The organism is Micromonospora sp. NPDC005172, assembly GCF_040608555.1.
Classification (GTDB): domain Bacteria; phylum Actinomycetota; class Actinomycetes; order Mycobacteriales; family Micromonosporaceae; genus Micromonospora.
In genome coordinates this window covers 59,504-86,105 of record NZ_JBEXIL010000007.1, presented here as the reverse complement: position 1 = coordinate 86,105, position 26,602 = coordinate 59,504, and the positions used below count along the sequence as shown (strand labels likewise).

The 26,602-nt window shown below is 71.2% G+C and carries 22 protein-coding genes; 15 read left to right on the top strand and 7 right to left on the bottom strand.

The genetic code is table 11. The features are described 5' to 3' along the window. Positions 1 to 123 precede the first annotated feature (123 nt). The gene (locus ABZV06_RS06930) at positions 124 to 1,344 is read left to right on the top strand and encodes an MFS transporter (protein ID WP_355619299.1); all 1,221 of its coding nucleotides are present in this window, start codon (positions 124 to 126) and stop codon (positions 1,342 to 1,344) included. 115 nt (positions 1,345 to 1,459) lie between these two features. On the opposite strand, the gene ABZV06_RS06925 is transcribed toward ABZV06_RS06930, so the two are convergent. Next, complete coding sequence (locus ABZV06_RS06925; RefSeq protein ID WP_355234976.1) at positions 1,460 to 2,866, bottom strand: glycoside hydrolase family 6 protein; 1,407 nt, start codon at positions 2,864 to 2,866, stop codon at positions 1,460 to 1,462. A gap of 263 nt (positions 2,867 to 3,129) precedes the next feature. On the opposite strand from ABZV06_RS06925, the gene ABZV06_RS06920 reads away from it, so the two are divergent. Beyond that, positions 3,130 to 3,630, top strand: coding sequence for a cupin domain-containing protein (locus ABZV06_RS06920; protein WP_355619296.1), 501 nt, complete (start codon positions 3,130 to 3,132; stop codon positions 3,628 to 3,630). A 62-nt stretch (positions 3,631 to 3,692) separates the two neighbouring features. Here ABZV06_RS06920 and ABZV06_RS06915 read toward each other — a convergent pair whose 3' ends face one another. Both ABZV06_RS06915 and ABZV06_RS06910 read right to left on the bottom strand, forming a co-directional pair. Then, the gene (locus ABZV06_RS06915) at positions 3,693 to 4,925 is read right to left on the bottom strand and encodes a hypothetical protein (RefSeq protein WP_355619294.1); all 1,233 of its coding nucleotides are present in this window, start codon (positions 4,923 to 4,925) and stop codon (positions 3,693 to 3,695) included. Further along, positions 4,912 to 5,445: a SigE family RNA polymerase sigma factor gene (locus tag ABZV06_RS06910; RefSeq protein WP_355619291.1), complete on the bottom strand. Its 534-nt coding sequence runs from the start codon at positions 5,443 to 5,445 to the stop codon at positions 4,912 to 4,914. Before ABZV06_RS06910 ends, ABZV06_RS06915 begins: the two co-directional genes overlap by 14 nt. 188 nt (positions 5,446 to 5,633) lie before the next feature. Between ABZV06_RS06910 and ABZV06_RS06905 the strand changes: the two genes are divergently transcribed. Next, positions 5,634 to 6,875 carry a PP2C family protein-serine/threonine phosphatase gene (locus ABZV06_RS06905; RefSeq protein WP_355619288.1) on the top strand — a complete coding sequence of 414 codons (1,242 nt, stop codon included), beginning with the start codon at positions 5,634 to 5,636 and terminating at the stop codon, positions 6,873 to 6,875. Positions 6,876 to 6,882: 7 nt separating this feature from the next. On the opposite strand, the gene ABZV06_RS06900 is transcribed toward ABZV06_RS06905, so the two are convergent. Then, positions 6,883 to 7,233 (bottom strand): STAS domain-containing protein, encoded by a 351-nt coding sequence (locus tag ABZV06_RS06900; RefSeq protein WP_355619286.1) that lies wholly within the window; start codon positions 7,231 to 7,233, stop codon positions 6,883 to 6,885. Positions 7,234 to 7,435: 202 nt separating this feature from the next. Between ABZV06_RS06900 and ABZV06_RS06895 the strand changes: the two genes are divergently transcribed. The 8 genes from ABZV06_RS06895 (at position 7,436) to ABZV06_RS06860 (ending at position 16,866) form a co-directional block, all read left to right on the top strand. After that, positions 7,436 to 7,852: an ATP-binding protein gene (locus tag ABZV06_RS06895; RefSeq protein ID WP_355619284.1), complete on the top strand. Its 417-nt coding sequence runs from the start codon at positions 7,436 to 7,438 to the stop codon at positions 7,850 to 7,852. Between the two features lie 364 nt (positions 7,853 to 8,216). Beyond that, positions 8,217 to 9,593: a lectin gene (locus ABZV06_RS06890; RefSeq protein ID WP_355619282.1), complete on the top strand. Its 1,377-nt coding sequence runs from the start codon at positions 8,217 to 8,219 to the stop codon at positions 9,591 to 9,593. A 442-nt stretch (positions 9,594 to 10,035) separates the two neighbouring features. Next, entirely contained in the window at positions 10,036 to 12,378 is a 2,343-nt protein-coding gene (locus ABZV06_RS06885; RefSeq protein ID WP_355619280.1) for a ricin-type beta-trefoil lectin domain protein, read from the top strand. 199 nt (positions 12,379 to 12,577) lie between these two features. Further along, positions 12,578 to 13,009: a YbaB/EbfC family nucleoid-associated protein gene (locus tag ABZV06_RS06880; protein ID WP_355619278.1), complete on the top strand. Its 432-nt coding sequence runs from the start codon at positions 12,578 to 12,580 to the stop codon at positions 13,007 to 13,009. Continuing rightward, a complete protein-coding gene (locus ABZV06_RS06875) occupies positions 12,999 to 13,322 on the top strand; it encodes a hypothetical protein (protein WP_355619276.1) in 324 nt (107 codons plus the stop codon). The genes ABZV06_RS06880 and ABZV06_RS06875 overlap by 11 nt, the downstream gene beginning before the upstream one ends. Then, positions 13,319 to 15,163, top strand: coding sequence for a hypothetical protein (locus ABZV06_RS06870; protein WP_355619275.1), 1,845 nt, complete (start codon positions 13,319 to 13,321; stop codon positions 15,161 to 15,163). Before ABZV06_RS06875 ends, ABZV06_RS06870 begins: the two co-directional genes overlap by 4 nt. Positions 15,164 to 15,191: 28 nt before the next feature. Further along, on the top strand, positions 15,192 to 15,461 hold the full coding sequence (locus ABZV06_RS06865; protein WP_355619273.1) for a hypothetical protein: 270 nt from the start codon (positions 15,192 to 15,194) through the stop codon (positions 15,459 to 15,461). A 112-nt stretch (positions 15,462 to 15,573) separates the two neighbouring features. Beyond that, positions 15,574 to 16,866, top strand: coding sequence for a GAF domain-containing protein (locus tag ABZV06_RS06860; RefSeq protein WP_355619270.1), 1,293 nt, complete (start codon positions 15,574 to 15,576; stop codon positions 16,864 to 16,866). Positions 16,867 to 16,876: 10 nt separating this feature from the next. On the opposite strand, the gene murQ is transcribed toward ABZV06_RS06860, so the two are convergent. Continuing rightward, the gene (gene murQ / locus ABZV06_RS06855; RefSeq protein WP_355235012.1) at positions 16,877 to 17,770 is read right to left on the bottom strand and encodes an N-acetylmuramic acid 6-phosphate etherase; all 894 of its coding nucleotides are present in this window, start codon (positions 17,768 to 17,770) and stop codon (positions 16,877 to 16,879) included. A 241-nt stretch (positions 17,771 to 18,011) separates the two neighbouring features. Between murQ and ABZV06_RS06850 the strand changes: the two genes are divergently transcribed. From ABZV06_RS06850 to ABZV06_RS06840, 3 genes are read left to right on the top strand one after another with little or no spacing between them, the layout of a single operon-like run. Further along, positions 18,012 to 19,574 (top strand): sodium:solute symporter, encoded by a 1,563-nt coding sequence (locus ABZV06_RS06850; protein ID WP_355619267.1) that lies wholly within the window; start codon positions 18,012 to 18,014, stop codon positions 19,572 to 19,574. A gap of 11 nt (positions 19,575 to 19,585) precedes the next feature. Further along, positions 19,586 to 20,761 carry an anhydro-N-acetylmuramic acid kinase gene (locus ABZV06_RS06845; RefSeq protein WP_355619264.1) on the top strand — a complete coding sequence of 392 codons (1,176 nt, stop codon included), beginning with the start codon at positions 19,586 to 19,588 and terminating at the stop codon, positions 20,759 to 20,761. A 25-nt stretch (positions 20,762 to 20,786) separates the two neighbouring features. Beyond that, positions 20,787 to 23,654 (top strand): FAD-binding and (Fe-S)-binding domain-containing protein, encoded by a 2,868-nt coding sequence (locus tag ABZV06_RS06840; RefSeq protein WP_355619261.1) that lies wholly within the window; start codon positions 20,787 to 20,789, stop codon positions 23,652 to 23,654. On the opposite strand, the gene ABZV06_RS06835 is transcribed toward ABZV06_RS06840, so the two are convergent. Further along, on the bottom strand, positions 23,651 to 25,165 hold the full coding sequence (locus ABZV06_RS06835) for an MFS transporter (protein ID WP_355619258.1): 1,515 nt from the start codon (positions 25,163 to 25,165) through the stop codon (positions 23,651 to 23,653). The two genes, ABZV06_RS06840 and ABZV06_RS06835, sit on opposite strands and share 4 nt — an antisense overlap. A 46-nt stretch (positions 25,166 to 25,211) precedes the next feature. Next, on the bottom strand, positions 25,212 to 25,922 hold the full coding sequence (locus ABZV06_RS06830; RefSeq protein WP_355619255.1) for a siderophore-interacting protein: 711 nt from the start codon (positions 25,920 to 25,922) through the stop codon (positions 25,212 to 25,214). 105 nt (positions 25,923 to 26,027) lie between these two features. On the opposite strand from ABZV06_RS06830, the gene ABZV06_RS06825 reads away from it, so the two are divergent. Continuing rightward, on the top strand, positions 26,028 to 26,588 hold the full coding sequence (locus tag ABZV06_RS06825; protein ID WP_355235029.1) for a GNAT family N-acetyltransferase: 561 nt from the start codon (positions 26,028 to 26,030) through the stop codon (positions 26,586 to 26,588). Positions 26,589 to 26,602 lie beyond the last annotated feature (14 nt).

Genomic DNA, 26,602 nt, shown 5'->3' with positions numbered 1-26,602 from the left:
TCGAAGACGGTTGTACCTTCGACGGCTCGGGTCCGTCAAGTCTGGCGGAGAGAAGTATCGATGGATTCGTGCTACCGTTCAAACAGTATTAGCTGGAATCACGCAGCAATGGGGAGGTAGCCGATGGCGCACCCTCGACGCGCGGCCTATGCCCTCGCCGCGTTGTCCGCCGCCACTTTCTGTTACGTCACCACCGAGGTGCTGCCGATCGGGTTGCTCACGCTTATCGCGCCAGACCTGGGACGCTCCAGGTCCGAGGCCGGCCTGCTGGTGACCGGGTACGCCGTGGTGGTCATGGTCGTGGCGCTCCCGCTGACCCGGGTCACTCGACGAGTGCCACGACGCCCGCTACTCGTCGGCACCCTGGGCGTGTTCGCCGCCGCGACGACGGTGTCGGCCCTCGCGAACTCCTACGGGGTGCTGCTCGCCGCACGGCTGGTGGCCGCCACCACCAACGGTGTCTTCTGGGCGGTGGTCTTTCCGGTAGCGATTGCGATGTTCCCCGCGAACATCCGAGGCCGGATCGTGGCCCGGCTCTCGATCGGCAACGCGCTCGGGCCGGTCCTCGGCGTACCGCTGGGCACCTGGCTGGGCGGGCAGTACGGCTGGCGGGCCCCCTTCGTCGCGATGGCCGTTTTCGGCTTCGCCAGCTGCCTTGTGCTCGCCCTGCTCCTGCCGAATGCCACACCGCGACACAGTGCGGGGGACATCGGGTCGATGCCGGACCGACACCGCTTCGCGGTGCTCCTCGCCGCCACCATTCTCGCGGTCACGGGCGCCATGGGCGCGTTCACGTACATGACCGTCTTCCTCCTCGACGTGAGCGGGTTCGCCGCGGCGTCCCTCGGCATGTTGCTCTTCGTCCAGGGCTCGTTCGGCGTCGTCGGCACCTGGGCTGTCGGCCGGGTCCTGGACCGGTTTCCGCTCGGTGTCGTGCTGGGCCTGCTCGGGCTCATCACCGCCGCGATGCTCGGCCTCTACGGGGTCGGCGCGAGCAAGGTGTCGACGATCCCGTTGCTCGCCGTGGCCGGGATGTCGTTCAGCTCGCTGATCGCGGGAATCCAGCACCGCATCATGCAGGTCGCCCCGTCGACCACCGACATCGCGTCGGCCAGCCTCAGCGTCGCGTTCAACGTCGGCCTCGCCGCCGGCTCGTTCATCGGCGCGGGCCTGCTGGCGACCGCCGGGGTACGCGTCGTTCCGTTGTTCGGTGGACTGCTGACGGCTGCGGCGCTGGTGTTGCTCGCCGGCCACGAAATGTCCCGTAGGAGAGGGAGAGCGACCGGACCCAGCCGTCGTGATCCCGACCTGCGACCGATCGGAGAATCCGCGGCTCACGCCTGAGTCGCCGCGGGCCGGGGCCGCCTACGGATGCTGGCCGGTCCGGCCCGTACCCCCGGATGGTGCCGGCCCGGCGCGGAGGTTGGTCCTCCGCGCCGGGCCGTGACACGGGTCGTGGTCAGGAGGCGGCGCAGCTCGCCGTCGCGCCCGGACCGGTGCCGGTGCCCTGGAAGCCGAAGTTGGTCGACTGCCCGGCGCCGACGCGTCCGTTGTAGCCCACGTTGGTGTACCGGACGGTGCCGCTGGTGCCGCTGGCCTGGGCGTTCCAGACGCCGGTGACCGCAGCGCCGCTGGGCAGTGTGACGGTCACGGTCCAACCGTTGATCTCGGTGGAGCCGGCGGTGACGGTCACGCTGGCGGTGAAGCCGCCGGACCACTGGTTGACGGCCACCGACGCGGAGCAGCCGTTACCGGTCGGCGGCGGGGTGGTCGGCGGCGGCGTCGTGGGGGGCGGGGTGGTCGGGGGCGGCGTCGTGGGGGGCGGCGTGGTCGGCGGGGCCGACGTCGGCGGCGGGGTCGTCGGCGGGGCCGTGGTGGGCGGGTTGGGCACACCGTTGGCCAGGCTGTAGGCCAGGTCGGGCTGGAACGAACCGGCCGTGTAGCGGCAGCCGTCCGCCTCGCCCGGAGGCTTGACCCAGAGGTACGCGTCGATGTTGCTGTCGCCGGTGTTCGTCGTCGGGTACATCCCGATGCGCCGGTCGGTGTTGTCGTCGCCGCACCAGTCTCCGCTGGCACCGCCGTTGCGGCTGGTGTCGATCACCTGGCGCTTGCCCGAGATGCCCATGCCGTTGAGGGAGGAGATGACCGCCCGGCCGAAGTTCGCCTCGCTGGAGGTCGGGTTGTAGTTCGACACGTTGCTGAAGAAGCCGTCGGCGTACTGCACGCCGGCCGCCCGGAGCCGGTTGGCCGTCTCACCCGCGCTGTTCCAGGTGGAGTGGCCGGCGTCGAGGTAGACCTTGGCGTTGGGGTTGGCCGACTTGATGGTGCGGGTGGCCGTCGAGATCGCCTGGCTGCGGGCGTTGATCTCACTGCTGTTCAGGCACGTCAGCAGGGCGAGCGAGTCGGTCTCCAGGATGATGATGAGCGTCTGGTTGCCCAGTCCGCGGGAGAAGTTGGACACCCACGTCTGGTACTGGTTGAGGTCTGGCGCACCACCGGCGCTCGCCCCGCCACAGTCCCGGTTGGGAATCTGGTAGACCGCGAGCACCGGGATCTGCTGGGCCGCGTTGGCGGCGCCGACGTACGCGGCGGCCTCGGACTGCGCGGTCGAGATGTTGAAGTTGGCGAACCAGCGGGCCTGCGGCTGACTCGCGATCTTGTCGCGGATGACTGCGGCACGCGAGTCGCCGGGGTTGGCGGCGACCCAGCGGACCACCGCCGAACTCGGGTCGCGATAGAGCGATCCGGAGATCGTGCCGGCCGACGCGCCGCTGACGGCGAGGCAGACGCCAGCGGCAGTGGCGCCCGCCACCGCCGCCACGCTGATGGCCGTCGATCTGCGACGCCGGAGGGAGAGGATAGCCACGTCGTGTTTCCTCCTGATCACATTGATGTATCTAAGTTCATGGGAGCGTTCCCATGAAGGTAGCGGAGGGGCGGGCCGCTGCCAAGATGCGCGGAACTTTCGGTACGACCGGAGACGGCCCGCCAGCACGGCATCGCCCGACGGGTGCCGCTGGCCGAGTTGCCGGCCCTGCACGCCGATGCGACGGGGGGCACGCTGCCCAGCGGCAGAATCGTCGTTGACGTACTCGACGCCTGATTCCACCATCGACCGGAAGGACCGCGATGATTCCCGACGACGATCCGACGCGCTCGCTGACCGTGGCGAGCCCCGACGATCCCGGCACGACGTTCATCTCGCTGGCGGGCAACACGTACGCCATGCTGATCACCGGTGAGCAGACCAGCGGGGCCTACTGCCTGATCGAGATGCGCGTGCCGGACGGTGGTGGCCCGCCGCCGCACCGGCACGACTTCGAGGAGATGTTCACGGTCCTGGAGGGCGAGATCGAGTTCACCTTCCGGGGCGAGAAGCACGCGGCTGGGGCGGGGTCCACCGTCAACATCCCGGCCAACGCCCCGCACAACTTCCGCAACGTCTCCGGCGCGCCGGCCCGCATGCTGTGCATGTGCACGCCGGCCGGTCAGGACGAGTACTTCACGCGCGTCGGCGACGTCGTCGCGGGCTGGGACGCGCCGCCGCCGCACCTGTCGCAGGACCAGCTCGCGGAGCGGCGCCAGCGGGCCATCGACCTGGCGCCGACGTACCGCAGCGAACTCCTGTAGCCGATCCCGGCGGCGACCGCACCCGTACGTGCGATCACCGCCGGGGCACAGCGGAACCCTCGCTACGGCCGCAGCGCCTTGGCGGCGGGCGTCCAGGTCGACTCGTTCCTGACGTCGGCCACCGTGATCCCCCTGGCGATCTTCTCCAGCTCGGCCTGGGGCAGCCGGTTGCCGCGACCCACGGAGCTGATCTGAAGGACGACCGTGCCGTCGGCGTTCCAGATGTTGCAGAAGCCGCCGTCAGCGTTCCGGTCGCCTCCGTCGGACGCCTTGTGGCACCTGGTGGCCCCGGGCTCGGACGACTGGTTCGAGCTGGTGTTCGGCGTGATGAAGATGTGGAACCCGTCCGCGATGCCGTCCTCGGTGGAGTCGTAGGGCGCGCTCAGACCCGAGGTGGGCGCTGCCGGCTTGGTGTACGTCGCGCCTCCGTAGTCGCCGGCGCGAGCCGCCGCGATGCCGCTCAGGCCGGGCATTGCGTGCGAGCCGATCTGCAGCGGCGTGTAGCCGGCCGGCACGTAGCCGACCGTGAACGGCACCAGGGCCGGCTTCGGCGTGCTGGGCTTCAGCCCTTCGACGAGGCCGCTCAGGTCCTCGAAGCTCGGGGTGGCCTCGTCGGAGGAGACCGACGTGACAGCGGCCCAGGCGTTGTCGGTGTACTCCCAAGCGAACAGCTTGTTGCCCGCGTCCGGCTCGTTGCGCGGGTCGAGGCCGACCGGCAACGTCGCCCGCAGGGCCTTACGCCCCGCCACGGTGACGCTCGTGCCGCCCCTGATTCCGGTGGGGTCGAAGGCGCCCGGTCGGTAGACGGTCAGGTACGCCCACAGGCTCGGCTTCCCGCCGGTCGCCGCTCCCTTTCCGTGCATCTCGGTGCCGACGCCCGGGGCCTCGGCCTCCTCTGCGCTCACGGGCCTGTCGTTCGAGTCGTGTCCGTCGGAGTAGACGGAGGCGATCTGGTACGCGGTGGAGGCGACGATCGGAGCCTGTACGTGCAGCGTGCCGGCGTCGTACCCGGTGAAGGTGAAGTGGAACGGCTCGGGATCGGGCCACGCGGCCAGGCCGGGCGCGGACGTCGCCGCGCCGGCCGGGGCCGGCGTGGTGTTCCGCCCGGCGCTCAGGGTGGGCAGCACGAGCACACCGGCGACCGCGACCGCGACGAGACCGGCCGCGCCGGCCGACGCGAACCCGGCGCGACGACGCCGCTCGGCCCGCCGCCCCAACGCGATGATGTCGTCGACGGTACGGGCCATCGGGGGCTCGTCGCCCGTGACGGTGTCCACGAGATCACGCAGCTGCACTGGTCCACTCCTTGATCGGCTTCCCGGTGGGACTGACGCGTTCGCCGCCGAGTGACTCGCGCAGTTTCGCCAGGCCACGGGAGGCCTGACTCTTGGCCGCGCCGACCGTGCAGTCGAGGACACCGGCCGTGTCCTCCAGGCTCAGACCCAGGTAGTGCCGGAGCACGACCGCGGCCCGCTGCCGGGCCGGCACGGCGTCGAGTGCCACCCGCAGACGCAGTCGTTCGTCGGTCGCACCGGTCGAGTCCCGCACCACCACGTCCGGCATGGCGTCACCGACCGGCCGCTCACGCCGCCAGGGGCGACGGGTCTCGTCGATCGCGGCCCGGTAGACCATGGTCTTGACGTACAGATCGGGTCGATCCAGCTTCCGCCACCGCGGGTAGAGCTTGACCAGCGCGTTGGCGACGGCGTCCTCTGCCGTGTGCCAGTCACCGCAGGTCACGTACGCCAGCTTGCGCAGCGACGCCATCTCCGACGTCACGAACTCGCGGAATGCCTGCTCGTCTTCGGCGTTCACGTCGGCTGCCTCCTCATGACGGAGGTAGAACGGAAACCCGGCACCAGGAAGTTGCACCGGCCGGAGAAGTAGTTGCGCGACCACATCCAGTGGCGGTGTCGGAGCGTCGCGAGTCGCGCCGAGCCCGTTCCGAACCGACGCCGCCGCTCGAAAACCCGGCCTCGGAAGCGATTGCTTATGCTCGACGGGTGAAGGACAGCGAGCAGGCGGTGCTGACCGGGGTGTTGCAGGCGGCCGAGGACGCCGCCCCCGTGGAGGCCGTCGAGGCCGTCACCGGCACCATCGCCCAGGCGCTGCACGCGTCCAGTGTCTCGCTGCTGATCGCCGACCTCAGCGGCCGAGCACTGGTCCGGTTGACTCACCAACCGACCCCCGACGGCTCGGGCCGTCGCCAGGACGAGGAGGCCGCTCAAGTCCTGCCGTTCGACGGCGGCCCCTACGAGCAGGTCCTCCGTCAGCAGAGCACCCGGGTTATCCCCGGGGATGGCCGGTGGACCGTGCTGGCGCCGGTCACCGAACGCGGCGAGGCGATCGGCCTGCTGGAGATAGAACTTCCCCACGAGCCGGACGACTCGGTGGTCGCGCAGGTCACCCGCACCGCGCACGCGCTGGCGTTCGTGGTCATCGCCAACCGCCGGCACACCGACCTGTTCGAGTGGGGCCAGCGCAGCACCCCGTTCACCCTCTCCGCGGAGATCCAGCGCCGGCTGCTGCCCGCCGCGTTCACCTGCGAGGCCGGCGCCTTCGCGCTGTCCGGATGGCTCGAACCGGCGGCCAGCGTCGGTGGGGACACCTTCGACTACAGCTTGGCCCGGGACCTGCTGCACATCAGCGTCACCGACGCGATGGGGCACGGCGTGGCCAGCGCGCTGACCGCCACTCTCGGAGTGGGCAGCCTGCGCAACACCCGCCGCCGCGGCGACGGCCTCGTCGTGCAGGCCGACCAGGCCAGCCGGGCCATCGCGGAGCACGCCAACGTGCCCGGCGCGTACGTGACCGCCGTGCTCGGCCGGATGGACCTGCCCAGCGGCCGCTGCGAACTGCTCAACGCCGGGCACGTTCCGCCGGTGCTGGTCCGTGGCGACCGGGTCGTGCCGGTGGAGCTGCCCAGTAACTTCCCGCTGGGCATGTTCCCCGAGGAGCCCTACCGCGCCGGGGAGATCTCCCTACTCCCCGGCGACCGGTTGGTGATCGTCACCGACGGGGTGCGGGAACGCAACGCCGCCGACCTGGACCTGGCCGGGGCGCTGCGCGAGATCGCCCACCTGCACCCGCGCGAGGCGGTCCGGGCGCTGTCCGACGCCGTGCTGGCGGCCGCCGGGCCGGTGCTGGCCGACGACGCGACCCTGCTCATCATCGACTGGTACGACGGCCACGGGCCTCGCCGCAGCGCCGCCGGCGCTGACACCGCCCGCGTCAGCGCCTCCTGAACGACGCTCAGGACGCCGGCGGGGACGCCTCCTCGGCGTCCTGCACGGTGTCGAAGGATTCGATGACCCGGTCCACCGACGTGATCGAGAGCACCTTGCGGACCGCCGGACGGACGCCAGCCAGACCGAGCCAGCCGTCCCGCGCCCGCATCTCCTTGTAGGCGACCACGAGTGCGCCCAGGCCGCTGGAATCCATGAACCCGACGTCGGTGAGGTCGACCACCACCACCCGGGCGCCGCTCTCCACCACCTCGAGCAGCCCGTCCCGTAGTCGTGGTGTGGTGCTCATGTCCAGATCGCCGACGACCTTTACCACCGTGCCGACGTGCCCTCGCCGGGTTGCCAACGCGAATTCCACCTGTCCCCCTCCCGTGCGCTACGCCGGCCCGCTCCGCGGCGCCTGATCGGTGTTCGCCTCCACCGTGCCAGAAACCGGTACCCACCGCCTTACCTGGGGGTCCCCCACTCGTCGCGGAGGCACCGGGTATCAGAGCGCCTGCCCCTGGGTATGACAGGGTGGTCCGGGTTCGCGACGCCGGGCCCGGGAAAGGAGCTACGCGATGCGGGTGGGCATGACACTGTCACTCCCCCGCCAGGCGTCGACGGTGGCCCGCGCCCGGCAGATACTCGCGACCCTGCTGAGCTTGACAGACGTCGGCGACGACATCCGCGCCAACCTGGCCGTGGTGGTCAGCGAGGCGTGTTCCAACGCGGTGATCCATGGCGATCCCGACAGCACCGTCGACATCGCCATCAGCATCGACGACGACGTGTGCCTGATCGAGGTCGGCAACCGGGGCCGCACGCCGGACGCCGCCAAGCTCCACGCCGACCTCCCGGCGCCGCTCACCATCGGCGGCCGAGGGCTGCCGCTGATCGCCGCGCTCTCCGACACGGCCGCCTTCGTCGCCGGGACGCCGGACCGGGTGCTGCTGCGCATCACCAAGGCCCTCACCGGGGTACGGGCAGCGTCCTAGCGCCGGGCCCTCGCGTCGCGCCGCAACCCACTCGACACAGCATTGACATATTTCACTGTCAGATCTAGCGTCGGGGCCGAATCGATTCGGCCGTGGACCGGCGCTCCGGCACCGTCCGACGGTCGGCCGCGTGGCGTTCGGGCGTACGGCGTGGGCCACCGACGATTCGACGACCCTCTGGTCCCGCTTGGGCGGCGAGGCCAGCGGTGGAGAACCCGTGGCGACGAGCCGACCGGCCGCCGTGGGCACACCGCGTCGGGGGTGCTTGTCCGCGCCGAGCGGCGTCGGCGGCGGTGAGCGGTGGCGTGTCGTCGCCGCCGTGGATCCCTTCACCTTCACTTCGTGCCGATTGGCGGAGCCCATCATGACAAGACGTAGACCCATCCTTGGTTTCCTTGCGACGGCGGCGCTCGTCGTCGCGACAGTGGGGGCGGCGATAGTGACCGGCGGTGCGAGCACCACCGCGTCGGCCGCGAACGTCACGGCGGCCGCAGCCACCGCCGGGTGCGGCAAGGCACCCACGTTGACCAGCGGTCAGCGGTCCATCCAGAGCAGCGGCCAGAACCGTAGTTTCATCCTGCGGATTCCCGACAACTACGACCGGAACCACCCGTACCGGCTGATCTTCGGATTCCACTGGAACGGCGGCACCATGAACGACGTCGACGGCGGCGGGTCGGACGGGGCTGCCTGGTCCTACTACGGCCTGCGCTCGCAGGCGAACAACAGCACGATCTTCGTGGCCCCCCAGGGGAACGGCAACGGTTGGGCCAACCCGGGCGGCCAGGACGTCACCTTCGTCGACAACATGATCAGCCTGATCGAGGCCGACCTCTGCGTCGACACGACGCAACTCTTCGCGCTCGGCTTCAGCTACGGCGGAGGCATGAGCTATTCGCTGGCCTGTTCCCGTGCCGGCGTCTTCCGCGCCGTCGCGGTCTACTCGGGCGGGCAGCTCAGCGGTTGCGGCGGCGGCACCCAGCCGATCGCGTACATGGGAATCCACGGCATCGGGGACCCGGTCCTCAACGTCTCCGCCGGGCGGTCCCTGCGCGACACGTTCGTCCGGAACAACGGGTGCACCGCACAGAGTCCTCCCGAACCGAGAGCGGGCAGCCTGACCCACATCACCACCACCTACTCCGGCTGCCGGGCCGGCTATCCCGTGGTGTGGGCGGCCTTCGACGGCGGGCACACCCCCGGGCCGGTGGACGGCGGCGGGGACAGCGGAGCGCGGACCTGGACCAAGGGCGAGGTGTGGAGGTTCTTCACCCAGTTCGGCAGCACCGATCCGACGCCGAGCCCGAGCCCGACCGTGTCGCCCACCGGCAACCCGACCACGCCGCCGCCGAGCAGCACGTCGGCGGTACGCAACACGGCCTCCGGGCGCTGCCTGGACGTCAACGGCGGCTCGCAGGCCAACGGCGCGACGGCGATCATCTGGGACTGCCACGGTCAGAACAACCAGAGCTGGACCTCGACGGCCGCGCAGGAGTTGCGGGTGTTCGGCGGCAAGTGCCTCGACGTCAACGGCGCCGCCACGGCGAACGGCAGCTCGGTGATCATCTGGGACTGCAACGGCCAGTCCAACCAGCGGTGGCGGTTCAACTCCGACGGCTCGATCACCGGAGTCGGTTCCGGTCGGTGCCTCGACCTGGTCAGCAACGGAACCGCCAACGGCACGCGCGTCCAGATCTGGGACTGCAACGGCGCCGCCAACCAGCGGTGGAGCCGGAGCTGAGTCCGGCGGCCAGCCCCGGAGCACGACGGTAGGGATCGTGGTGCCGCCGCACCACGACCGGTTCGGCGGCGGGACCATCCGGTCCCGCCGCTGAACCACCCCGGACCGCACGCACAGCATTCATCAAATCTTTTCGCTACATCGCCGGAGTCCATCGATGCAAATGGCGGCAAATGCGAGTGGTTGAGGCGTTGACCCGCGATCTATGCGGTGCTTAACATATGACGTCTACTCATCAACGATCTTCGATCGTCGGCCCCTGTGCCATGCGACAGCTCGACAACCTGCCGTACGGCTTCGGGCGTCCGTAACGGTCAGGGAGGCGGATCAGATGTTCCGTAGAGAGAGCCAGCGGCACGGCGCGGGCGAGGCGGCACGACGCCGGTCATGGCGACACACGCGGAGTCCACGTCGGTTAACTGCCGCGCTGGTGGGGGCGCTCATGGGGGCGGCAGCCGTGCTGACCGCCGTCGCCTCCCCGGCACAGGCCGCGACCGCCATCACGATCAACGGCGGGTCCGGTGGACGGGCGCTCGACGGGATCGGCGCGGTCAGTGGCGGTGGAGGCAACAGCAGACTGCTGATCGACTACCCGGAACCGCAGCGCAGCGACATCCTGGACTACCTGTTCAAGCCGGGCCGTGGCGCTGCGATGCAGCTGCTCAAGACGGAGATCGGCGGCGACACCAACTCGACCTCCGGCGCGGAGCCCAGCCACGAGCACACCCGGGGCAGCATCAACTGCAACCGGGGCTACGAGTGGTGGCTGATGGAGCAGGCGCGGACGCGCAACCCCAACATCGCCCTGGCGGGCCTGGCCTGGGGCGCACCGGGCTGGATCGGCAACGGCAACTTCTGGTCCAACGACTCGATCGAGTACCTGGTCGCCTGGCTGGACTGCGCGGGCACCCACGGGCTGACCATCAACTACCTCGGCGGGTGGAACGAGAAGGGCTACAACGCCACCTGGTACAAGAACCTGCGGTCCACCCTGAACTCCCGCGGCTACAGCAACGTCAAGATCGTGGCCTCGGACGACTTCGGCTGGGGCGCCGCCGACGAATCACTGCGCGACCCGGCGTTCGCCAACGCCGTGCAGGTCTTCGGCAGCCACTACGTCTGCGGCTACCGCAGCGCCCAGACCAGTTGCCCCAGCTCCAACAACGCGATATCCACCGGCAAGTCGCTCTGGGCCAGCGAGAACGGGTCCGACGACTACAACGCCGGCGCGCAGGCGCTCGCCCGGGGCATCAACCGTGGCTACATCGACGGCAAGATGACCGGCTACATCAACTGGCCCGCCATCGCCGCCATCACCCCCAACATCCCGTGGGCGACCACGGGCGTGGCGGTGGCCCAACAGCCGTGGTCCGGTGCCTACTCCATCGGCAAGAGCACGTGGGTGATGGCGCAGACCACGCAGTTCACCGCCCCGGGCTGGCGCTACCTCGACGGATCGACCGGCTACCTCGGCGGCAACCGCAACAACGGCAGCTACGTGTCGCTGAAGTCGACCAACAACAGCGACTACAGCACCATCATCGAGACGATGGACGCCGGGTCGGCGCAGACCCTCGACTTCACCGTCACCGGCGGACTGTCCACCGGCGCCGTGCACGTCTGGTCGACGAACGTCAGGTCGAACAACACCGCCGACCACTTCGTCCGTGGTAGCGACCTCACGCCGAGCGGCGGGCGCTTCTCGCTCACCGTCCAGCCCGGATACGTCTACAGCATCACGACCACCAGCGGGCAGGGCAAGAGCACGGCGACCAGCCCCGCGCAGGGCACGCTGAAGCTGCCGTACAGCGACACCTTCGACAGCTACGACGTCGGGCGTGAGGCCAAGTACCTGATGGACCAGCAGGGCTCGTTCGAGATCGCCGCCTGCGGCGGTGGCCACTCGGGTCGGTGCGTACGACAGATGTCGGAGCAGACGCCGATCTTCTGGACGTCCGGCCAGGCCGAGCCGTACACGTTGCTGGGCGACCTGAGCTGGCGCAACTACACGGTCTCCTCCGACGTGATGCTGGAGAAGTCCGGTTACGCGCAGCTCATCGGACGCGCCAACACGTACAACCACCAGGGGCCGCAGAACCTCAACGGCTACTACTTCCGGGTGACCGACGGTGGCGCGTGGTCCATCCGGAGCAACAACACCAGCGGTAACTGGCGCACGCTGGCCAGCGGGAACACCTCGGCGTTGGGCACCGGCCGCTGGCACACGCTGGCGCTGACGCTCAACGGGAGCACCCTCACCGCGAGCATCGACGGCACCACCGTCGGCACGGCCTCCGACTCGACCTGGGTCGCCGGTCAGATCGGGTACGGCACGGGCCAGGGGGTCACCGCCCAGTTCGACAACCTCTCCATCACGCCGGTCGGCAACTCCGGCGAGCCGGGTCCGACCGGGACCGTCCGGGGCGCGGGCTCCAACCGGTGCCTGGACGTCAACGGCCAGAGCCAGGCCGACGGTTCGGTCGTCCAGATCTGGGACTGCAACAGCGGGGCCAACCAGCAGTGGACGCTCACCTCGAGCAACCAGCTCACCGTCTACGGCAACAAGTGCCTCGACGTGGCGAGCACCGCGACGGGGAGCCGCGCCCGGATCATGACCTGCAACGGCGGCAGCGGCCAGCAGTGGCGCGTCAACGGCGACGGCACGATCACCGGGGTCGCCTCGGGGCTCTGCCTGGACGTCAACGGCGCGGGAACCGCCAACGGCACCGCCGTCCAGATCTGGACGTGCACCGGCGGCAGCAACCAGCAGTGGATCCGCGGCTGACCGACAGGAGTCCGTTCGAGGACCCCGTACCCGATTGATCGGCTGACTGCCGGCCGCTCACCTGAGCGGCCGGCAGTCGCCTTTCCGGACGGCCGACGCGGGCTCCACGTCGGAGGGTGAGGGCGTATCGTGTGGTGGCCGCGCCGCCTCCGGTGTCATTTCCCGAGGCGGCCGTCAGCCGTCACACGGGGGAGGTCTGATGGCGCAGTTTCCCAGCGCCGATTTCGGGGCGGCGACCGAGCGGTTCGTCGCCTCCTGGTCGGCCGGCATCTCGGAGCGGGCCGACCGGGCGCACGAGTTGTCGGAGCGCGTGGCCGCGATGTCGGCGACCGCCGAGGGCGCGGAGGGCGCCGTCCAGGTCACCGTCGCCGCGTCCGGCGCGATGACCGACCTGCGGCTCGACGACCGGGTGCTGCGCTGGCGGGCCGACGAGATCGCCGTCGAGGTGCTGGCGGTGATGCGCCGGGCGCAGGGGCGGTTGGCGCCGCAGGTGGCGGAGGCCGCCGCGGAGACCGTCGGCGCCGACTCCGAGACCGCCCGCGCCGTCGTGGGCAGCTACGAGACGCGCTTCCCGGAGGTGCCCGAGGAGGACGAGCAGGGGTACGGCCCCTGGGGTGACCGTGGGCGCTGAGGCAGCCGGGTTCGAGGTCACCACGGCGGCGGTGACCACCCACGCCCGTTCCGTCGACCGGATCTCCGGGGGGATCGGCGTCGCACACGACGCGGCGGCGTACGTGCGGATGGGCGGCGACGCGTACGGGCACCTGCCCGTCTGCCAGGCGATCCCCTTCCTGTTGGACTTCCTCCAGGGCCCGGCCGCCGACGCGCTCGCGGCGGCTCAGGAGGCGCTGCACAGCGCGGCCGGAGCGCTCGACGCGACGGTCGACGCCTACCACGACACGGATTCGACGATCTCCGCCTCCCTCGGGCGGATGCACCGGTGAGCACCGACGTCGCGAACCCGCTGATCGCCGCCCGGCAGGACACCACCACCTCGTACAGCGGCCTGGGCATCGTCGAGAGCCTCGTCGACCTGCGCAACGGCATCGAGAGCGGTTCCTGGGTCGACCTGAGCATCGGCGGCTTCGGCACGTCGATGGAGGTGCTGGCGACCTGCGTCGACCCGGTCGGTTCGATCGTCTCGTGGGGGGTGGCCTGGCTCATCGAGCACGTCGAGCCGCTCTCCGACGCCCTCGACTGGCTGGCCGGCGACCCGGACCAGATCACCGCGTACGCGCAGACGTGGCACAACGTCTCACGGCAGGTCGGTGATCAGGTCACCGCATTGTCCGAGGCGGTACGCACCGAGATCGCCACCTGGACGGGCCCGGCGTCCGAGGCGTACCGGCGCTACAGCGACCAGCACCTGCGCCACCTGGCCGGTCTGGCGGACGCCACCGATCTGATCGGCACCGTCGTCGAGGGCGCGGGCCTGCTGGTGGCGCTGGTCCGGGAACTGGTCCGCGACCTCATCGCCGACTTCGTCTCGGTCCTCGCCGTCCGGCTGTGGGTGTGGCTGGCCGAGGCCGGGCTGACCCTGGGTGCGGCCACTCCGCTGGTCGCGGCACAGGTCTCCTCGCTGGTCGCCAAGTGGGCCGCCAAGGTCGCCGGGCTCCTCACGGCGCTGGCCCGCAGCGTCAGCCGCCTGCGGCCGATCCTGTCCAAACTCGGCGAACTGCTCGACACCCTCCGTACGGCGCTGCGGGGCCTGCGACGTACCCCGGGTGGGTCGCACTCCACCGACATGCCGGCACCCGGTCCGGGTGCCCGTGGCTACACCGATCCCGCGGGCGGCGGCGGGCAGCCGCCGCCGTGGGCCCGCCAGGACGACTGGCCACCCGACGTCGACCGCGAGCCGGGACCGCCCGGTGGCGGCGGCCCTCCCGGTGGCGGTGGCCCGCCGCATGGCGGCGGTGGAGGTCCCGACGGTGGTACGACGCGTGACGGCGGCTCAGGAAGTGACGGCGGCTCAGGAAGTGACGGCGGCTCTGGGCACGACGGCGGGGAGCCGGCGGACCTCGACGGGTCCGACGCGCCGGAGCCCGGGTCCGGCGCCGATCCGCAGGTGCCCGATCATGCGAGTGACGCCGAGTTGCGGCTGCTCGGCAGGGAGGTGCAGAGCATGACCGAACTCGACCCCGGCGGACACGTCAACGACGCGTACGACGTCACGTTCACCGACGGTACGCACGGCGTCTACAAGCCGAACGTGCCGGAGAACGAGTTCGTCCAGGTGCGTTCGTCCATCCCGGAGAACGAGTTGGCCCCGCGTGAGGTCGCCGCCTCGCGCCTGGACGAGGACCTGGGCTTCGGCCTGGTGCCGACGACGGCGCGCTGGGACGGTCCGCACGGGGCCGGTTCGATGCAGGAGTTCGTGGAGAACGCCAGCCCCGGTCGGCCCCCCAACGCCTACCCGGCCGCCGAGAGCGAGCGGATGGCGGTGCTCGACTACATCAGTGGCAACACCGACCGGCACATGGGTAACTATCTGACCGGACCCGACGGCCGCCTCGTCGCCATCGACCACGGCTACTCGTTCCCCGAGTCGAACGCCGAACCGTTGCGCTCGGACTTCGTGACGCAGCAGATGAACCGGCCGCTGAGCCCGGAGACGATGGCCCGGCTCCAGGACACCGACCCGGCGGCGCTGGCCGAGCGGCTGCGCGGCACCGGCCTGAGTGAACAGGCGCTGTCCGGTGCGATGGACCGCTTCAACGAGATCCGTGTCCGGGGCACGATCACGGGCGAGGCGTGGAACGCCTTCCGCCCGCCGAGCCCGTGGTGAGTGAGCCGCAGTGAACCAGGAGGCAGGAATGACCGAGCAGGCGGCGACCAGGGTGGCGCTCTACACGTTCGCCCAGCACACCAATCGCCGGGTGGCCGAGTTCCGTTGGCAGCCGGGCCAGCCGGTGTCGCTGACCGTCCTCGACCCGGAGTGGGGGGCGCTCGCACAGGACTTCTACGACAACGGCGTGCCGGTTGGACCGCAGCGGGTGCTGCCGGAGGCCGGTCCGGAGTTCATGCGCGCCCTGCTGCACCGTTTCCGGATGAGCTACTACAAGTTCGTGGACGAGAGCGACTGACCCGCGCCCTGCCCGGCGGCTTCGCGGCTCTTTTCGTATCCTGGCGAGGGTGAGCGGACCGCGTCGCAGTGGTCCTTCGACGAAAAGCCTTACGGAGAGGGACGACCACACCATGACGGCGGTACCGGACCAGCGGGCGACCGCCGTGCCATCAGGGGACGCCGGGCAGGCGGCGCAGGAGGATCTGCGGACGCTGTTCGGGCAGTCCATCGCGGTGTTCGCGTCGCTCGTGGGGCCGACGCACGTGGTGGAGGCGGCCAACCCGGCGTTCTTCGCCGCCATCGGTGAGGAACGCGCACGCATCGGGGTTCCGGTCGCCGAACTGCTGCCCGAGTTGGCCGGGCAGGGTTTCATCACTCTGCTCGACCAGGTCTACCGCACGGGTGAGGCGTACACCGGCCGCGACGCCCGGATCGTGTTGGGCACCGGCCCGCAGGCACGCGAGGCGTTCTTCGACTTCACCTACGAGCCCCGCCGCGACCTCGACGGCACGGTCACCGGCATCCGCGTGATCGGCGTGGAGATCACTCAGGTGAAGCACGCCCAGCGGCTGATGGCCGAGCACCGCGCCATGCTGGAGCAGATCGCGCGTCAGGCGCCCCTGGCCGAGGTGCTGGATGGGATGGCCCGCTGCATCGAGAACCTGGCACCGGACCAGGTGCTCGTCTCCGTGCTGCTCGCCGACGCGGACGGCCGGCACCTGCGGCACGGGGCCGCGCCGAGCCTGCCCGAGTTCTACAACCAGGCCATCGACGGGATCGCCACCGGTGAGGGTGTCGGTTCGTGCGGCACCGCCGCGCACCGGCGGGAGCCGGTCATCGTCACCGACATCGCCGTCGACCCCTTCTGGGCGGACTTCCGCGAGCTGGCCGAGCGGGCCGGTCTCGCCGCCTGCTGGTCGATGCCGATCCTGGCCCGTGACGGCGGCCTGTTGGGCACCTTCGCCATGTACCACCGCACGCCGCGGGTTCCACAGGACACCGACCTGGCTCTGGCCCGGGTCTTCGCCGACACCGCGGCCCTGGCCATCGAGCGTCACCGGGTCGAGCAGGCGAAGACCGCCGCCGAGGCACGTGCCAGGGAGGCCCACGAGGACCTGGCCAGGGCGGTACGCGCGGAGCGGCAGCTACGCGCCGAGGCGGAGCAGCGGGCCGCCACCGCCGCGGAACTCGCCGACCGGATTCGTGCCGCCGCGGCCGCGCAGGCCGCCCGACCGCACCCGGAGCACTGTCAGCTCGGCGGTGTCCAGGGCTGCTCCGCATCCGCCAAGATCAAGATCGCCGATTCGTGGGGCGACTCGGCCTGGGGCTGCGACGCCCACGTCGAGGAGGCCATCCTCAACGTGCGGTCGGTGTTCATCGCCAGCGAGGAACTCGGCGGCCTGGCCGCGTACGTCAGCCGCTGACCGCTGGCCCTCAGGCCGCGACGGCGGCCCGGACGTCGTCCCCGGCCGCACGCAGCCGTGCCGCGGCCTCCTCGGCCGTGCAGTGCGCGAGCAGCAGCACGATGGCCGTCTTGGCGTGGCCGTGCGCCGTGGCGAGCGCCCGCGCGGCCGTGTCGAGGTCGGTCTCGGCGGCCTCCGCGACGATCCGGCGCGCCCGGTCGACGAGCTTCTCGTTGGTGGCGTTCATGTCGACCATCAGGTTGCCGTAGACCTTGCCGAGCCGGGCCATCGTGACGGTGGAGAGCATGTTGCAGACGAGCTTCTCGGCGGTGCCGGCCTTGAGCCGGGTCGAGCCGGTGAGCACCTCGGGACCGGTGGGCACCTCGATGGCGACATCGGCGTGCCGGCTGACCACCGCGTCGGTGTTGCAGGCCACCGAGACGGTGGCCGCTCCGCGTGCGCGGGCGTGCGCCAGCCCACCCACCACATAGGGGGTACGACCGCTGGCCGCGAGCCCCACCACCGTGTCGCGGTCGGTGAGGCCGGCCGCGTCGAGGTCGGCGACGGCACGGGCCGGGTCGTCCTCGGCACCCTCGACGGCGACACCGAAGGCGCCCGCCCCGCCGGCGAGCAGACCGATGACCCGCTCGGGCGGCGTACCGAAGGTGGGCGGGCACTCGACGGCGTCGAGCATGCCGATCCGGCCGCTGGTGCCGGCGCCCAGGTAGATCAACCGACCTCCCTGGCGCAGCGAAGCCACGATGACGTCGACTGCGGCCGCGATGTCCGGCACGGCCCGGCGGACGGCGTCCGCGACCGTACGGTCCTCGTCGTTCATCGCGAGGAGCATCTCGGTGGGTGACATCCGGTCGAGGTCGGTGGTCTTGTCGTTGCGGGTCTCGGTGCCGAGGGTGCTGAGGTCCACGGGGTGTTCGTTCCTCTCGCTGGTGTCTCAGTCGCCGACCGGGCGAGTGCTCCCTGACCAGTTCGGCGGCGTGTACCGAATCGTTGAGATTCGGTCGGCAACGCGCCGTTCGGGCCTCGCGTCCGCTCGCATCAGCAGGCTGAGACCACAGCGTAACCAGGCCGGAGGGGCACTGGCAAAAAGTTTCGCGATAGTGTGGGCCAACGTCATTTTTTGACAACCCGCTGGTTGGGAGTGAGCCGTGCGTCAACTCGACCTTGTCGTGATCGTGCTGTACCTCGTAGTGATCGCCGCCGTCGGACTGCGTCTGTCCGGCAAACAGAAGTCGTCCAAGGACTACTTCGTGGGCGAGGGCAAGCTGCCCTGGTGGACCGTCTCGTTCTCGGTGGTCGCCACCGAGACCAGCGTCCTGACGGTGATCAGCGTGCCCGGTGGCGCCTACAGCAGTCAGGGCTTCGGCAACGTCGAACTGGCCCTGGGCTACGTCATCGGTCGCGTCGTGGTGGCGGCGGTACTCATCCCGCTCTACAAGCGGGGTGGCTTCGTCAGCGCCTACCAGTACCTGGGTGAGCGGTTCGGCCTGAAACTCCAGGGCCTGGCGTCGGTCACCTTCGTCTTCACCCGCCTGCTCGCCGAGGGCGTACGACTGTTCGCCTCGGCCATCCCGATCAAGCTGCTCCTGGACGAGTTCGGGCTTAACGTCGGCTACCAGGCGATCATCATCGTGTTGACCCTGATCACGGTGGTCTACACCTACCTCGGTGGCATCAAGGCGGTCATCTGGACCGACGCCATCCAGATGGGCCTCTACCTGGGCGGGGCGATCCTGGCCATCGCGGTGCTCAGCCACGCCATCGGGTTCGACGGCTACTCGCAGGCGTTGGACGCCGGCAAGTTCCAGCTCTTCGACACCAACTTCAACCTGGCGCACGTGCTCACCAGCCCGTTCGCCCTGCCGACCGCGATCATCGGTGGCGCCATCTTCGCGATGGCCAGCCACGGGTCGGACCAGCTCATCGTCCAGCGCATCCTGTCGACCCGCACGCTGCGCGAGGGTCAACTGGCGATGGTCTCCTCCGGCATCTTCGTGGTCATCCAGTTCGCGGCGTTCTCGCTGGTCGGTGCCCTGCTGTGGTCGTACAACAAGGGTCAGACCTTCAAGGAACTCGGCCTGAACAGCACCGACAACCTGTACCCGAACTTCATCCTGCACGCCCTGCCGGTGGGCATCTCCGGCCTGCTGGTCGCCGGCATCCTCGGCGCGGCGATGGGATCGCTGTCGTCGGCGCTGAACTCGATGTCGAACTCCACGGTCGCCGACTTCATCCACAGCTTCTTCAAGAAGGTGCCGTCGGACGACGTGATGCTCCGGCTGGCCCGGGTGATGACCCTGGTCTGGGCGGTGTTCATGGCGATCTTCGCCTGCGCGTTCAGCTCCAGCACCGGAAACGTCTACCTGACCGGTCTGACCATCGCCGGCTACACCTACGGGGCGCTGCTCGGGGCCTTCCTGCTCGGCCGCCTCGTCAAGCGGGCCAACCAGGTCGACGCGGTGATCGCCTTCCTCGTCACGGTGGCGGTGATGACCTACATCGTCCGCTTCGTCAAGATCGACGTGACGACGGCCGGGACCACCACCGCGACCGCCATCGCCGCACAGTGGCTGGTGCCGATCGGCGTCCTGATCACCCTGGTCGTCGGCGCGGTGTCGAGCCGCTTCCACGCCGCACCGGAGACGCCGTACGACCACCGCCGCGTCGCCGATGACGACGAGGCAACGGCGGCTCCCGTGAGCCGGGCGTGAAGGAGGCCGTGATGCGCGTGATCGGCCTGATGTCCGGAACCTCGTACGACGGCATCGAAGCCGCCGCCGCCGAGTTCGAGCTGGACGGCGACACCCTGCGGATGCGCCCGCTGGGTCGGCTCAGCCACCCGTACCCCGACGAGCTGCGCACCCGCATCGCCGCCGCCCTGCCACCCGCGCCGACCACCACCGAGGCGATCTGCGTGCTGGACACCGGCATCGGCCAGGCGTTCGCCGAGGCCGGTGTACGGGCTCTCGCCGAGCTGTGCGACGGCCGGGCCGACCTGGTGGTCTCGCACGGCCAGACCATGCACCACTGGGTGGAGAACGGCGTGGTCCGGGGCACCCTGCAACTGGGCCAGCCGGCCTGGATCGCCGAGGCAACCGGTCTGCCGGTCGTGGCCGACCTGCGCAGCCGCGACGTCGCGGCCGGTGGTCAGGGAGCACCGCTGGTCGCCCTGTTCGACGCGCTGCTGCTGCGCGGCCTGCCCGGCGTTCCGGCCGCTCTCAACCTGGGCGGAATCGCCAACATCACCGTCGTCGCGCCGGACGCCGAGCCTCTCGCGTTCGACACCGGCCCCGCGAACGCGCTCCTCGACGCCGCCGTGCGCCACTTCAGCGGCGGCGTCGAGGAGTACGACCGGGACGGGCGAGGAGCAGCGGCCGGGCAGGTCGACCCGGCGCTGCTGCGACGGCTGCTCGACGAGCCGTACTACCGGCTGCCCGGCCCGAAGAGCACCGGCAAGGAACTGTTCCACCTGCCGTACCTGCTCGCCGCGCTGGCTGACGCGCCCACCCCGGATTCGCGGGACGTACTGGCCACGCTCACCCGGCTGACGGCGGTGACGGTGGCCGACGCCTGCCGGGCGCACGGCGTCACCCGGCTCGTCGTCTCCGGCGGCGGGGCGCACAACCCGACCCTGATGGGCATGCTCGTCGACGAGCTACCCGACGTCGACCTGACGTCCAGCGACGAGGTCGGTGTCGCCTCGGACGCCAAGGAGGCGCTGGCCTTCGCGCTGCTGGGCTACCTGACCGTGCACGGGCTGCCGGGCACCCTGCCCTCGGGCACCGGCGCACGGCACCCCTCGGTGCTCGGCAGCATCACGCCCGGTCGCCAGCCCTTGCGGCTGCCCGACCCGGCCGGCACCGCCCCGAACCGGCTGCTGATCGTCGCGTCCTACTGACCGCCTCTTCCCGGGAGGATCCGCCATGAGCACCGTCGTTCCCGCGCCGAACGCGGCCGACGTCCGCGCCCGCGAGGTCGCCGACCTGCTGCGTGCGCGCATCGACGACCCGAGTCGGGTCAGCGCCGAGCTGCCCCGTCGGCTGGCCGTGGCCCACGACGCGTCGCCGTACCTGTTCGAGCCGCAGGCCGTCGTCCGCGCCGCCTCGGCGGCCGAGGTGGGCGCGTTGATGGTCGGCGCCCGGGAGGCCGGCGTGCCGCTGACCCTGCGCGGTGGCGGCACCAGCCTCGCAGGTCAGGCCGGTGGCGCGGGCGTGCTTGTCGACGTCCGCACCGACTGGCGCAACGCGGAGGTGCTCGACGACGGGCGGCGCATCCGGCTCCAACCCGGCCTGACGATCCGGCAGGCGAACGCCCGGCTGGCCCGCTACGGCCGCCGGCTCGGCCCGGACCCGGCCAGCGAGGCCGCCTGCACGGTGGGCGGCATGGTCGCCAACAACTCCAGCGGGATGACCTGCGGCACCACCGACAACGCCTACCGCACCATGGAGTCCCTGCGCTTCGTGCTGCCGTCCGGCACTGTCGTCGACTCCGCCGCCCGCGACGCCGACGACCGGCTGCGCGCCGCCGAGCCCGCCCTGCACGCCGGGCTGCTGCGGCTGCGCGACCAGGTGCGCGCGGACCCGGGCTCGCGGGCGACGATCGAGCGGCTGTTCGCCATGAAGAACACCATGGGGTACGGGCTGAACTCGCTGCTCGACCACAGCAGTCCGGTGGACATGCTCGCCCACCTCATGATCGGCAGCGAGGGCACGCTCGGCTTCGTGGCCGAGGCGGTCTTCCGGACCGTGGAGATCCACGCGCACGCCGCCACCGGCCTGCTCGTCCTTCCCGGCCTCACCGACGCCACCGACGCGCTGCCCGCCCTGCTCGCCGCCGGTGCCCGTACCGCCGAACTGCTGGACGCGGCCGCGCTGCGGGTCAGCCAGCGCGACCCCGGCGCGAGCGCCGCCCTACGCGGACTGACGGTGACCGGGCACGCGGCGCTGCTCGTGGAGTTCGCCGAGGACAGCGCGGAGCACCTGGCCGCGACGCTGGCCGACGCGCGGCCCGTGCTGGACCGGCTGCCCGCCGTCGGCGGCACCGAACTGACCCGCGACCCGCGCGAACGCGCCAAGCTCTGGCATCTGCGCAAGGGCCTCTACACCGCGGTCGCCGGGGCCCGACCGCCCGGGACCACCGCCCTGCTGGAGGACATCGCGGTGCCGATGCCGCGCCTGACCGGCACCTGCGACGGCCTGATCGACCTGTTCGAGCGGCACGGCTACACCGACGCGGTCATCTTCGGACACGCCCGCGACGGCAACCTGCACTTCATGCTGACCCAGTCGTTCGACACGCCAGCCGAGGTCGACCGCTACGCGCGGTTCACCGACGACATGGTCGACCTCGTGCTCGCCGAGGGCGGCACCCTCAAGGCCGAGCACGGCACCGGCCGCGCCATGGCGCCCTTCGTCCGTCGGCAGTACGGCGACGAGCTGTACGACGTCATGCGCGACCTCAAGCGGCTGTGCGACCCAAGCGGCCTGCTCAACCCGGGTGTGTTGCTCAACGACGACCCGATCGTGCACCTGCGGCAGCTCAAGGCCGTGCCGACGGTCGACGAGGAGCTGGACGCCTGCGTGGAGTGCGGCTACTGCGAGCCGGTCTGCCCCACCGCCGACGTCACCACCACGCCCCGGCAGCGCATCGTGCTGCAACGGCAGATCGCCCTGGCCACCGCCGCCGGCGACGAGGAGCGCCGCCGCCAGTTGACCGACGACTACGCGTACGCGGCGGTGGACAGCTGCGCCGCCGACAGCCTCTGCGTCACCGCCTGCCCGGTCGGCATCGACACGGGAGCCGCGATGAAACGGCTGCGCGCCGAGCGGCACAGCCCTCGTGCCCAGCGCACCGCCGCCGGTGCCGCCCGGCACTGGAAGACCGCCGTGGCCGGCGTCCGGGTCGGCCTGAACGCCGCGCACGTCACCCCGACACCGGTGGTCCGCGCCGCCACCGGGGTGATCCGCTCACTCGGGGCCACCGAACTCGTACCACAGTGGAGTGACGACATCCCACGTGCCGGCGCGCCCCGACCCGCGCCGCGCAGCGCGTCGGACGCCCGGGCGGTGTTCTTCGCGGCCTGCATCGGCAGCGTGTTCGCAGCCCAGGACGGCTCGTCCGGTGGCTCGGCGGCGGCGTTCCTGCGCCTGTGCGAGCTGGCCGGGGTGCCCGTGGTCGTACCGGACGGCACGGCGGGTCTGTGCTGCGGGACGCCCTGGCAGTCCAAGGGCTACCCCGCCGGGCACCGCGAGATGGCCGAGCGGACCCTCGCCGTGCTTTGGGAGGCCAGCGACCAGGGGCGGCTGCCCGTGGTGTGCGACGCGTCGTCCTGCACGCACGGCCTCGCGCAGCTGACCGCCGCGCTCGCCGTCCAGGACCGGGCACGGTACGCGGGGCTGCGCTTCGTCGACAGCGTCACCTTCACCGCCCAGCACCTGCTGCCGGCGCTGCCCGAGCCCCGGCGACTCGCTTCGCTCGCGCTGCACCCCACCTGCTCCACCGTGCACCTCGACGGCATCGACGACCTGCGCACGGTGGCCGGAGCGGTCGCCGAGACGGTCACCGTGCCGGACAGTTGGGGCTGCTGCGCCTTCGCCGGTGACCGGGGACTCCTGCACCCCGAGGTCACCGCGAGCGCCACCGCCGCCCAGGCCGCCGAGGTCAACGAGCGCGACCACGACGCGTACGCCTCCTGCAACCGCACCTGCGAGATGGGCATGAGCCGAGCCACCGGGAAGCCGTACCGGCACGTGCTCGAAGTGCTCGCCGAGGCGGTCGAGCCGCCGGCCTAGCGAGCAGCAGTCGCCGACCGCTCCCGGGGACCCGCGCGGCGCAGCAGCGCGGCGGCGAGCAGGCCACCGGCCAGGACCGCCGCCGCGCCGACCAGCTGACCGGTCTCCAGCGCCGCGGCGAAGGCGCTCGTCACGGCTATCCGCTGCGGTCCCTCCTGCGCCGCGGCGAGCGCAGCCGGGAACGAGTCCGCGCCGGCCAGCGCGGCGGGCAGCAGCGCCGCGAACCGGGCGTTCAACACGGCGCCGAGTACGGCGATGCCGAGGCTGCTGCCGACCTCCGTCATCGTCCCGTCCACCCCGGCCCCGGCGCCCGCCTTCTCGGCCGGGATCGCGCTCATCACCGCCTCCACGATCGCCGGGTTGGCCAGGGCGCAGCCGACGCCCATGACGAGCAGACCACCGAGCAGCACCCCGTACCCGCCGTCAGGCACGAGGGTCACCACCGCGAGGCCGCCCGCGAGCAGCGTCATGCCGACGGCGATGGCAGCGGCCAACCCGAGACGGCGGATCACGGCGGCGGCGACGCCGGTGACGTTGAGCAGCACGATGGACAGGGCGAAGGGAGCCATGCGCAGGCCCGCCTCCCAGGCCGGGTAGCCCCGGACGAACTGGAGGTGCTGGGTCAGCAGGAACAGCGCCCCGGTGGCCCCGAAGGTGATCAGGACGACGCCGGAGACCGCGCCGACGAACCGCCGGTCCCGGAAGAAGTGCATGTCCAGCATGGGGTGGACGATCCGCCGCTCCCAGCGGACGAACGACCCGAGCAGGAGTACGCCGACGACGGCCGCGCCGATCACCTCGGTCGACGCCCAGCCCCGCTCCGGCCCGGCGATGATCGAGAAGACGACCGCGGTCAGCCCCGCGGTGGAGAGCATGGCGCCCCAGACGTCGAGGCGACCTCCGGCCGTGCCTCGGGACTCCGGCACGAGTGCCCGACCGACGAGCAGGCAGACCAGCACGATCGGAACGTTCAGCAGGAAGATGGCACCCCAGGGCAGGTGGGCCAGGATGGTGCCACCGATCGGCGGCCCGACCGCGAAGCCCAACGCGCTGGTGGCGGCCCAGATGCCGATGGCCCGGGACCGTTCGGGGCCGTCGAAGACCTGCATCGCCACCGCGAGCGTCGACGTGACCAGCAGCGCCCCGCCGACGCCCATTCCCGCCCGCGCGGCGATCAACTGACCACTGCTGCCCGCGAGGCCCGCCACCAGCGAGCCGAGTCCGAACAGGACGAGACCGGCGAGCAGCATCCGGCGGCGGCCGTACCGGTCGGCGGCGGCACCCGCCGTGAGCAACAGCCCGGACAGCACCAGGGCGTACGCGTTGATCATCCACTGCACGTCGGAGGTGCTGGCGCCAAGCTCGCTGGTGAGCACCGGCACCGCCACGGTCAGGATCGTGTTGTCCAACACCACGACGAGCTGGGCGACGCAGAGCACGGCCAGGATGAGCCAGCGGTGTGCTGGCCGGACCGCCACCGTGGGGACGGCGGCCGGTTGGGTGAGCGTCACACCGCCGCCCGTACGTACGGCGCGGTCAGCGTGCCGAGTCGGCCTCTCACGGGGCTTTCCAGTAGCCGAGCGAGGTCAGCCGGTCCTTGTCGACGCCCAGCGTCCGCCGGATGTGTCGGGTGATGCCCCGCGTGGTGGCGGCCTCGCAGGCGACCCAGTAGTGGGCCGCGTCGTGCGCCGGCAGGTCGGAGCGGACGGTGTCCACGAGGTGCTGGCCGTCGGCGTTCCGGGGCACCCAGGTGACGTCGTGGTGTGCCCGGGCGCGCGGCGCGAGGGCCTTCTCGCCCTCGTGGGCGTACTCCAGCCAGATCGTCGCCGGGATGTCGGCGCCGGCGTCGAGCAGGCTGTTCACGGCCGGCAGGGATGCGGCGTCACCGACCAGGTAGAGGTGCGCCGGTGCGGGGTCGGGCAGCTCGAAGGCGCTGCCCTGCACGGTGGCGACGATGGTGTCGCCGTCCTGCGCCGTGGTCGCCCAGCGCGCAGCGCAGCCGTCGTGGATGGCGAATTCGATGCTGAACCGGCCGGTGGCAGCGTCGGGGTCGACGAGTGTGTACGCCCGCTGGTGCGCCCGGCCGTCGTTGTCGAACCACAGTCGGACCCACATCGTGGGGTGGACGCCGCACGCCGCCAGCAGGCCACCGTCGTCCAGGAGTAGCCGCTGGTAGTGCCCGTCCACCGACTCGGTGGCCCGCACCGTCAACTGAAAGTCCCGGCCTCCCATGGCCTTGAGGACCAGGGCTTCCCAGTTCCGTTTCACGCACCCCTCCAGGTAAGGCGAACCTTTGTTAGGGCAGGCTAACCTACCTAAACCGCAGACGGAACGCGTGCCCCTCTCTCGACCCCCTCAGCAAAGGACCACGGCATGACATACCAGGAAAAGATCACCGGCCTCGGCGAGCTGGCGCTGACGCCCGTGGTGCCCGAGCGGGACACGGCGCTCCTGCACGGCTGGGTCACCCTGCCCCGCAACTCGTTCTGGGGGATGGAGTCACGCAGCCTCGACCAGGTCCGCGAGATCTACGCCTTCGTCGACGGCCTGCCCACCCACCACGCGTACCTGATCAGGGTCGACGGGGAGCCGGTCGGCCTGTTCCAGAGCTACCAGCCCGAGGCCGACCCGGTCGGCGAGCGGTACGCCGTACAGCCCGGCGACGTCGGGATGCACCTGCTGCTCAACCCCCCACGGCACCTCGCCCGCGGCCTGACCGACGCGGTCGGTCCGGCCCTCGCCCGGTTCCTGTTCCGCGACCCGAGCGCCCGGCGGATCGTCGTCGAGCCGGACGTCCGCAACCACCGCGCGCTGCGCCGCCTCGTGATCGAGGGGTTCACCTTCGACACCGAGATCGACATGCCGGACAAGCGCGCGCAGCTCGCGTTCCTCACCCGCGCCCGGTTCGAGGCCGACCACCCGACGGCCGCCTGACGGCAGGGCGGCGG

Bases quoted from the DNA above. Each gene is read 5' to 3' on its own strand.
- ABZV06_RS06930 (WP_355619299.1), top strand. From the start codon at position 124: ATGGCGCACCCTCGACGCGCGGCCTATGCCCTCGCCGCGTTGTCCGCC.
- ABZV06_RS06825 (WP_355235029.1), top strand. From the start codon at position 26,028: ATGACATACCAGGAAAAGATCACCGGCCTCGGCGAGCTGGCGCTGACG.
- ABZV06_RS06865 (WP_355619273.1), top strand. From the start codon at position 15,192: ATGACCGAGCAGGCGGCGACCAGGGTGGCGCTCTACACGTTCGCCCAG.
- ABZV06_RS06845 (WP_355619264.1), top strand. From the start codon at position 19,586: ATGCGCGTGATCGGCCTGATGTCCGGAACCTCGTACGACGGCATCGAA.
- ABZV06_RS06840 (WP_355619261.1), top strand. From the start codon at position 20,787: ATGAGCACCGTCGTTCCCGCGCCGAACGCGGCCGACGTCCGCGCCCGC.
- ABZV06_RS06920 (WP_355619296.1), top strand. From the start codon at position 3,130: ATGATTCCCGACGACGATCCGACGCGCTCGCTGACCGTGGCGAGCCCC.
- ABZV06_RS06885 (WP_355619280.1), top strand. From the start codon at position 10,036: ATGGGGGCGGCAGCCGTGCTGACCGCCGTCGCCTCCCCGGCACAGGCC.
- ABZV06_RS06895 (WP_355619284.1), top strand. From the start codon at position 7,436: ATGCGGGTGGGCATGACACTGTCACTCCCCCGCCAGGCGTCGACGGTG.
- ABZV06_RS06860 (WP_355619270.1), top strand. From the start codon at position 15,574: ATGACGGCGGTACCGGACCAGCGGGCGACCGCCGTGCCATCAGGGGAC.
- ABZV06_RS06880 (WP_355619278.1), top strand. From the start codon at position 12,578: ATGGCGCAGTTTCCCAGCGCCGATTTCGGGGCGGCGACCGAGCGGTTC.
- ABZV06_RS06890 (WP_355619282.1), top strand. From the start codon at position 8,217: ATGACAAGACGTAGACCCATCCTTGGTTTCCTTGCGACGGCGGCGCTC.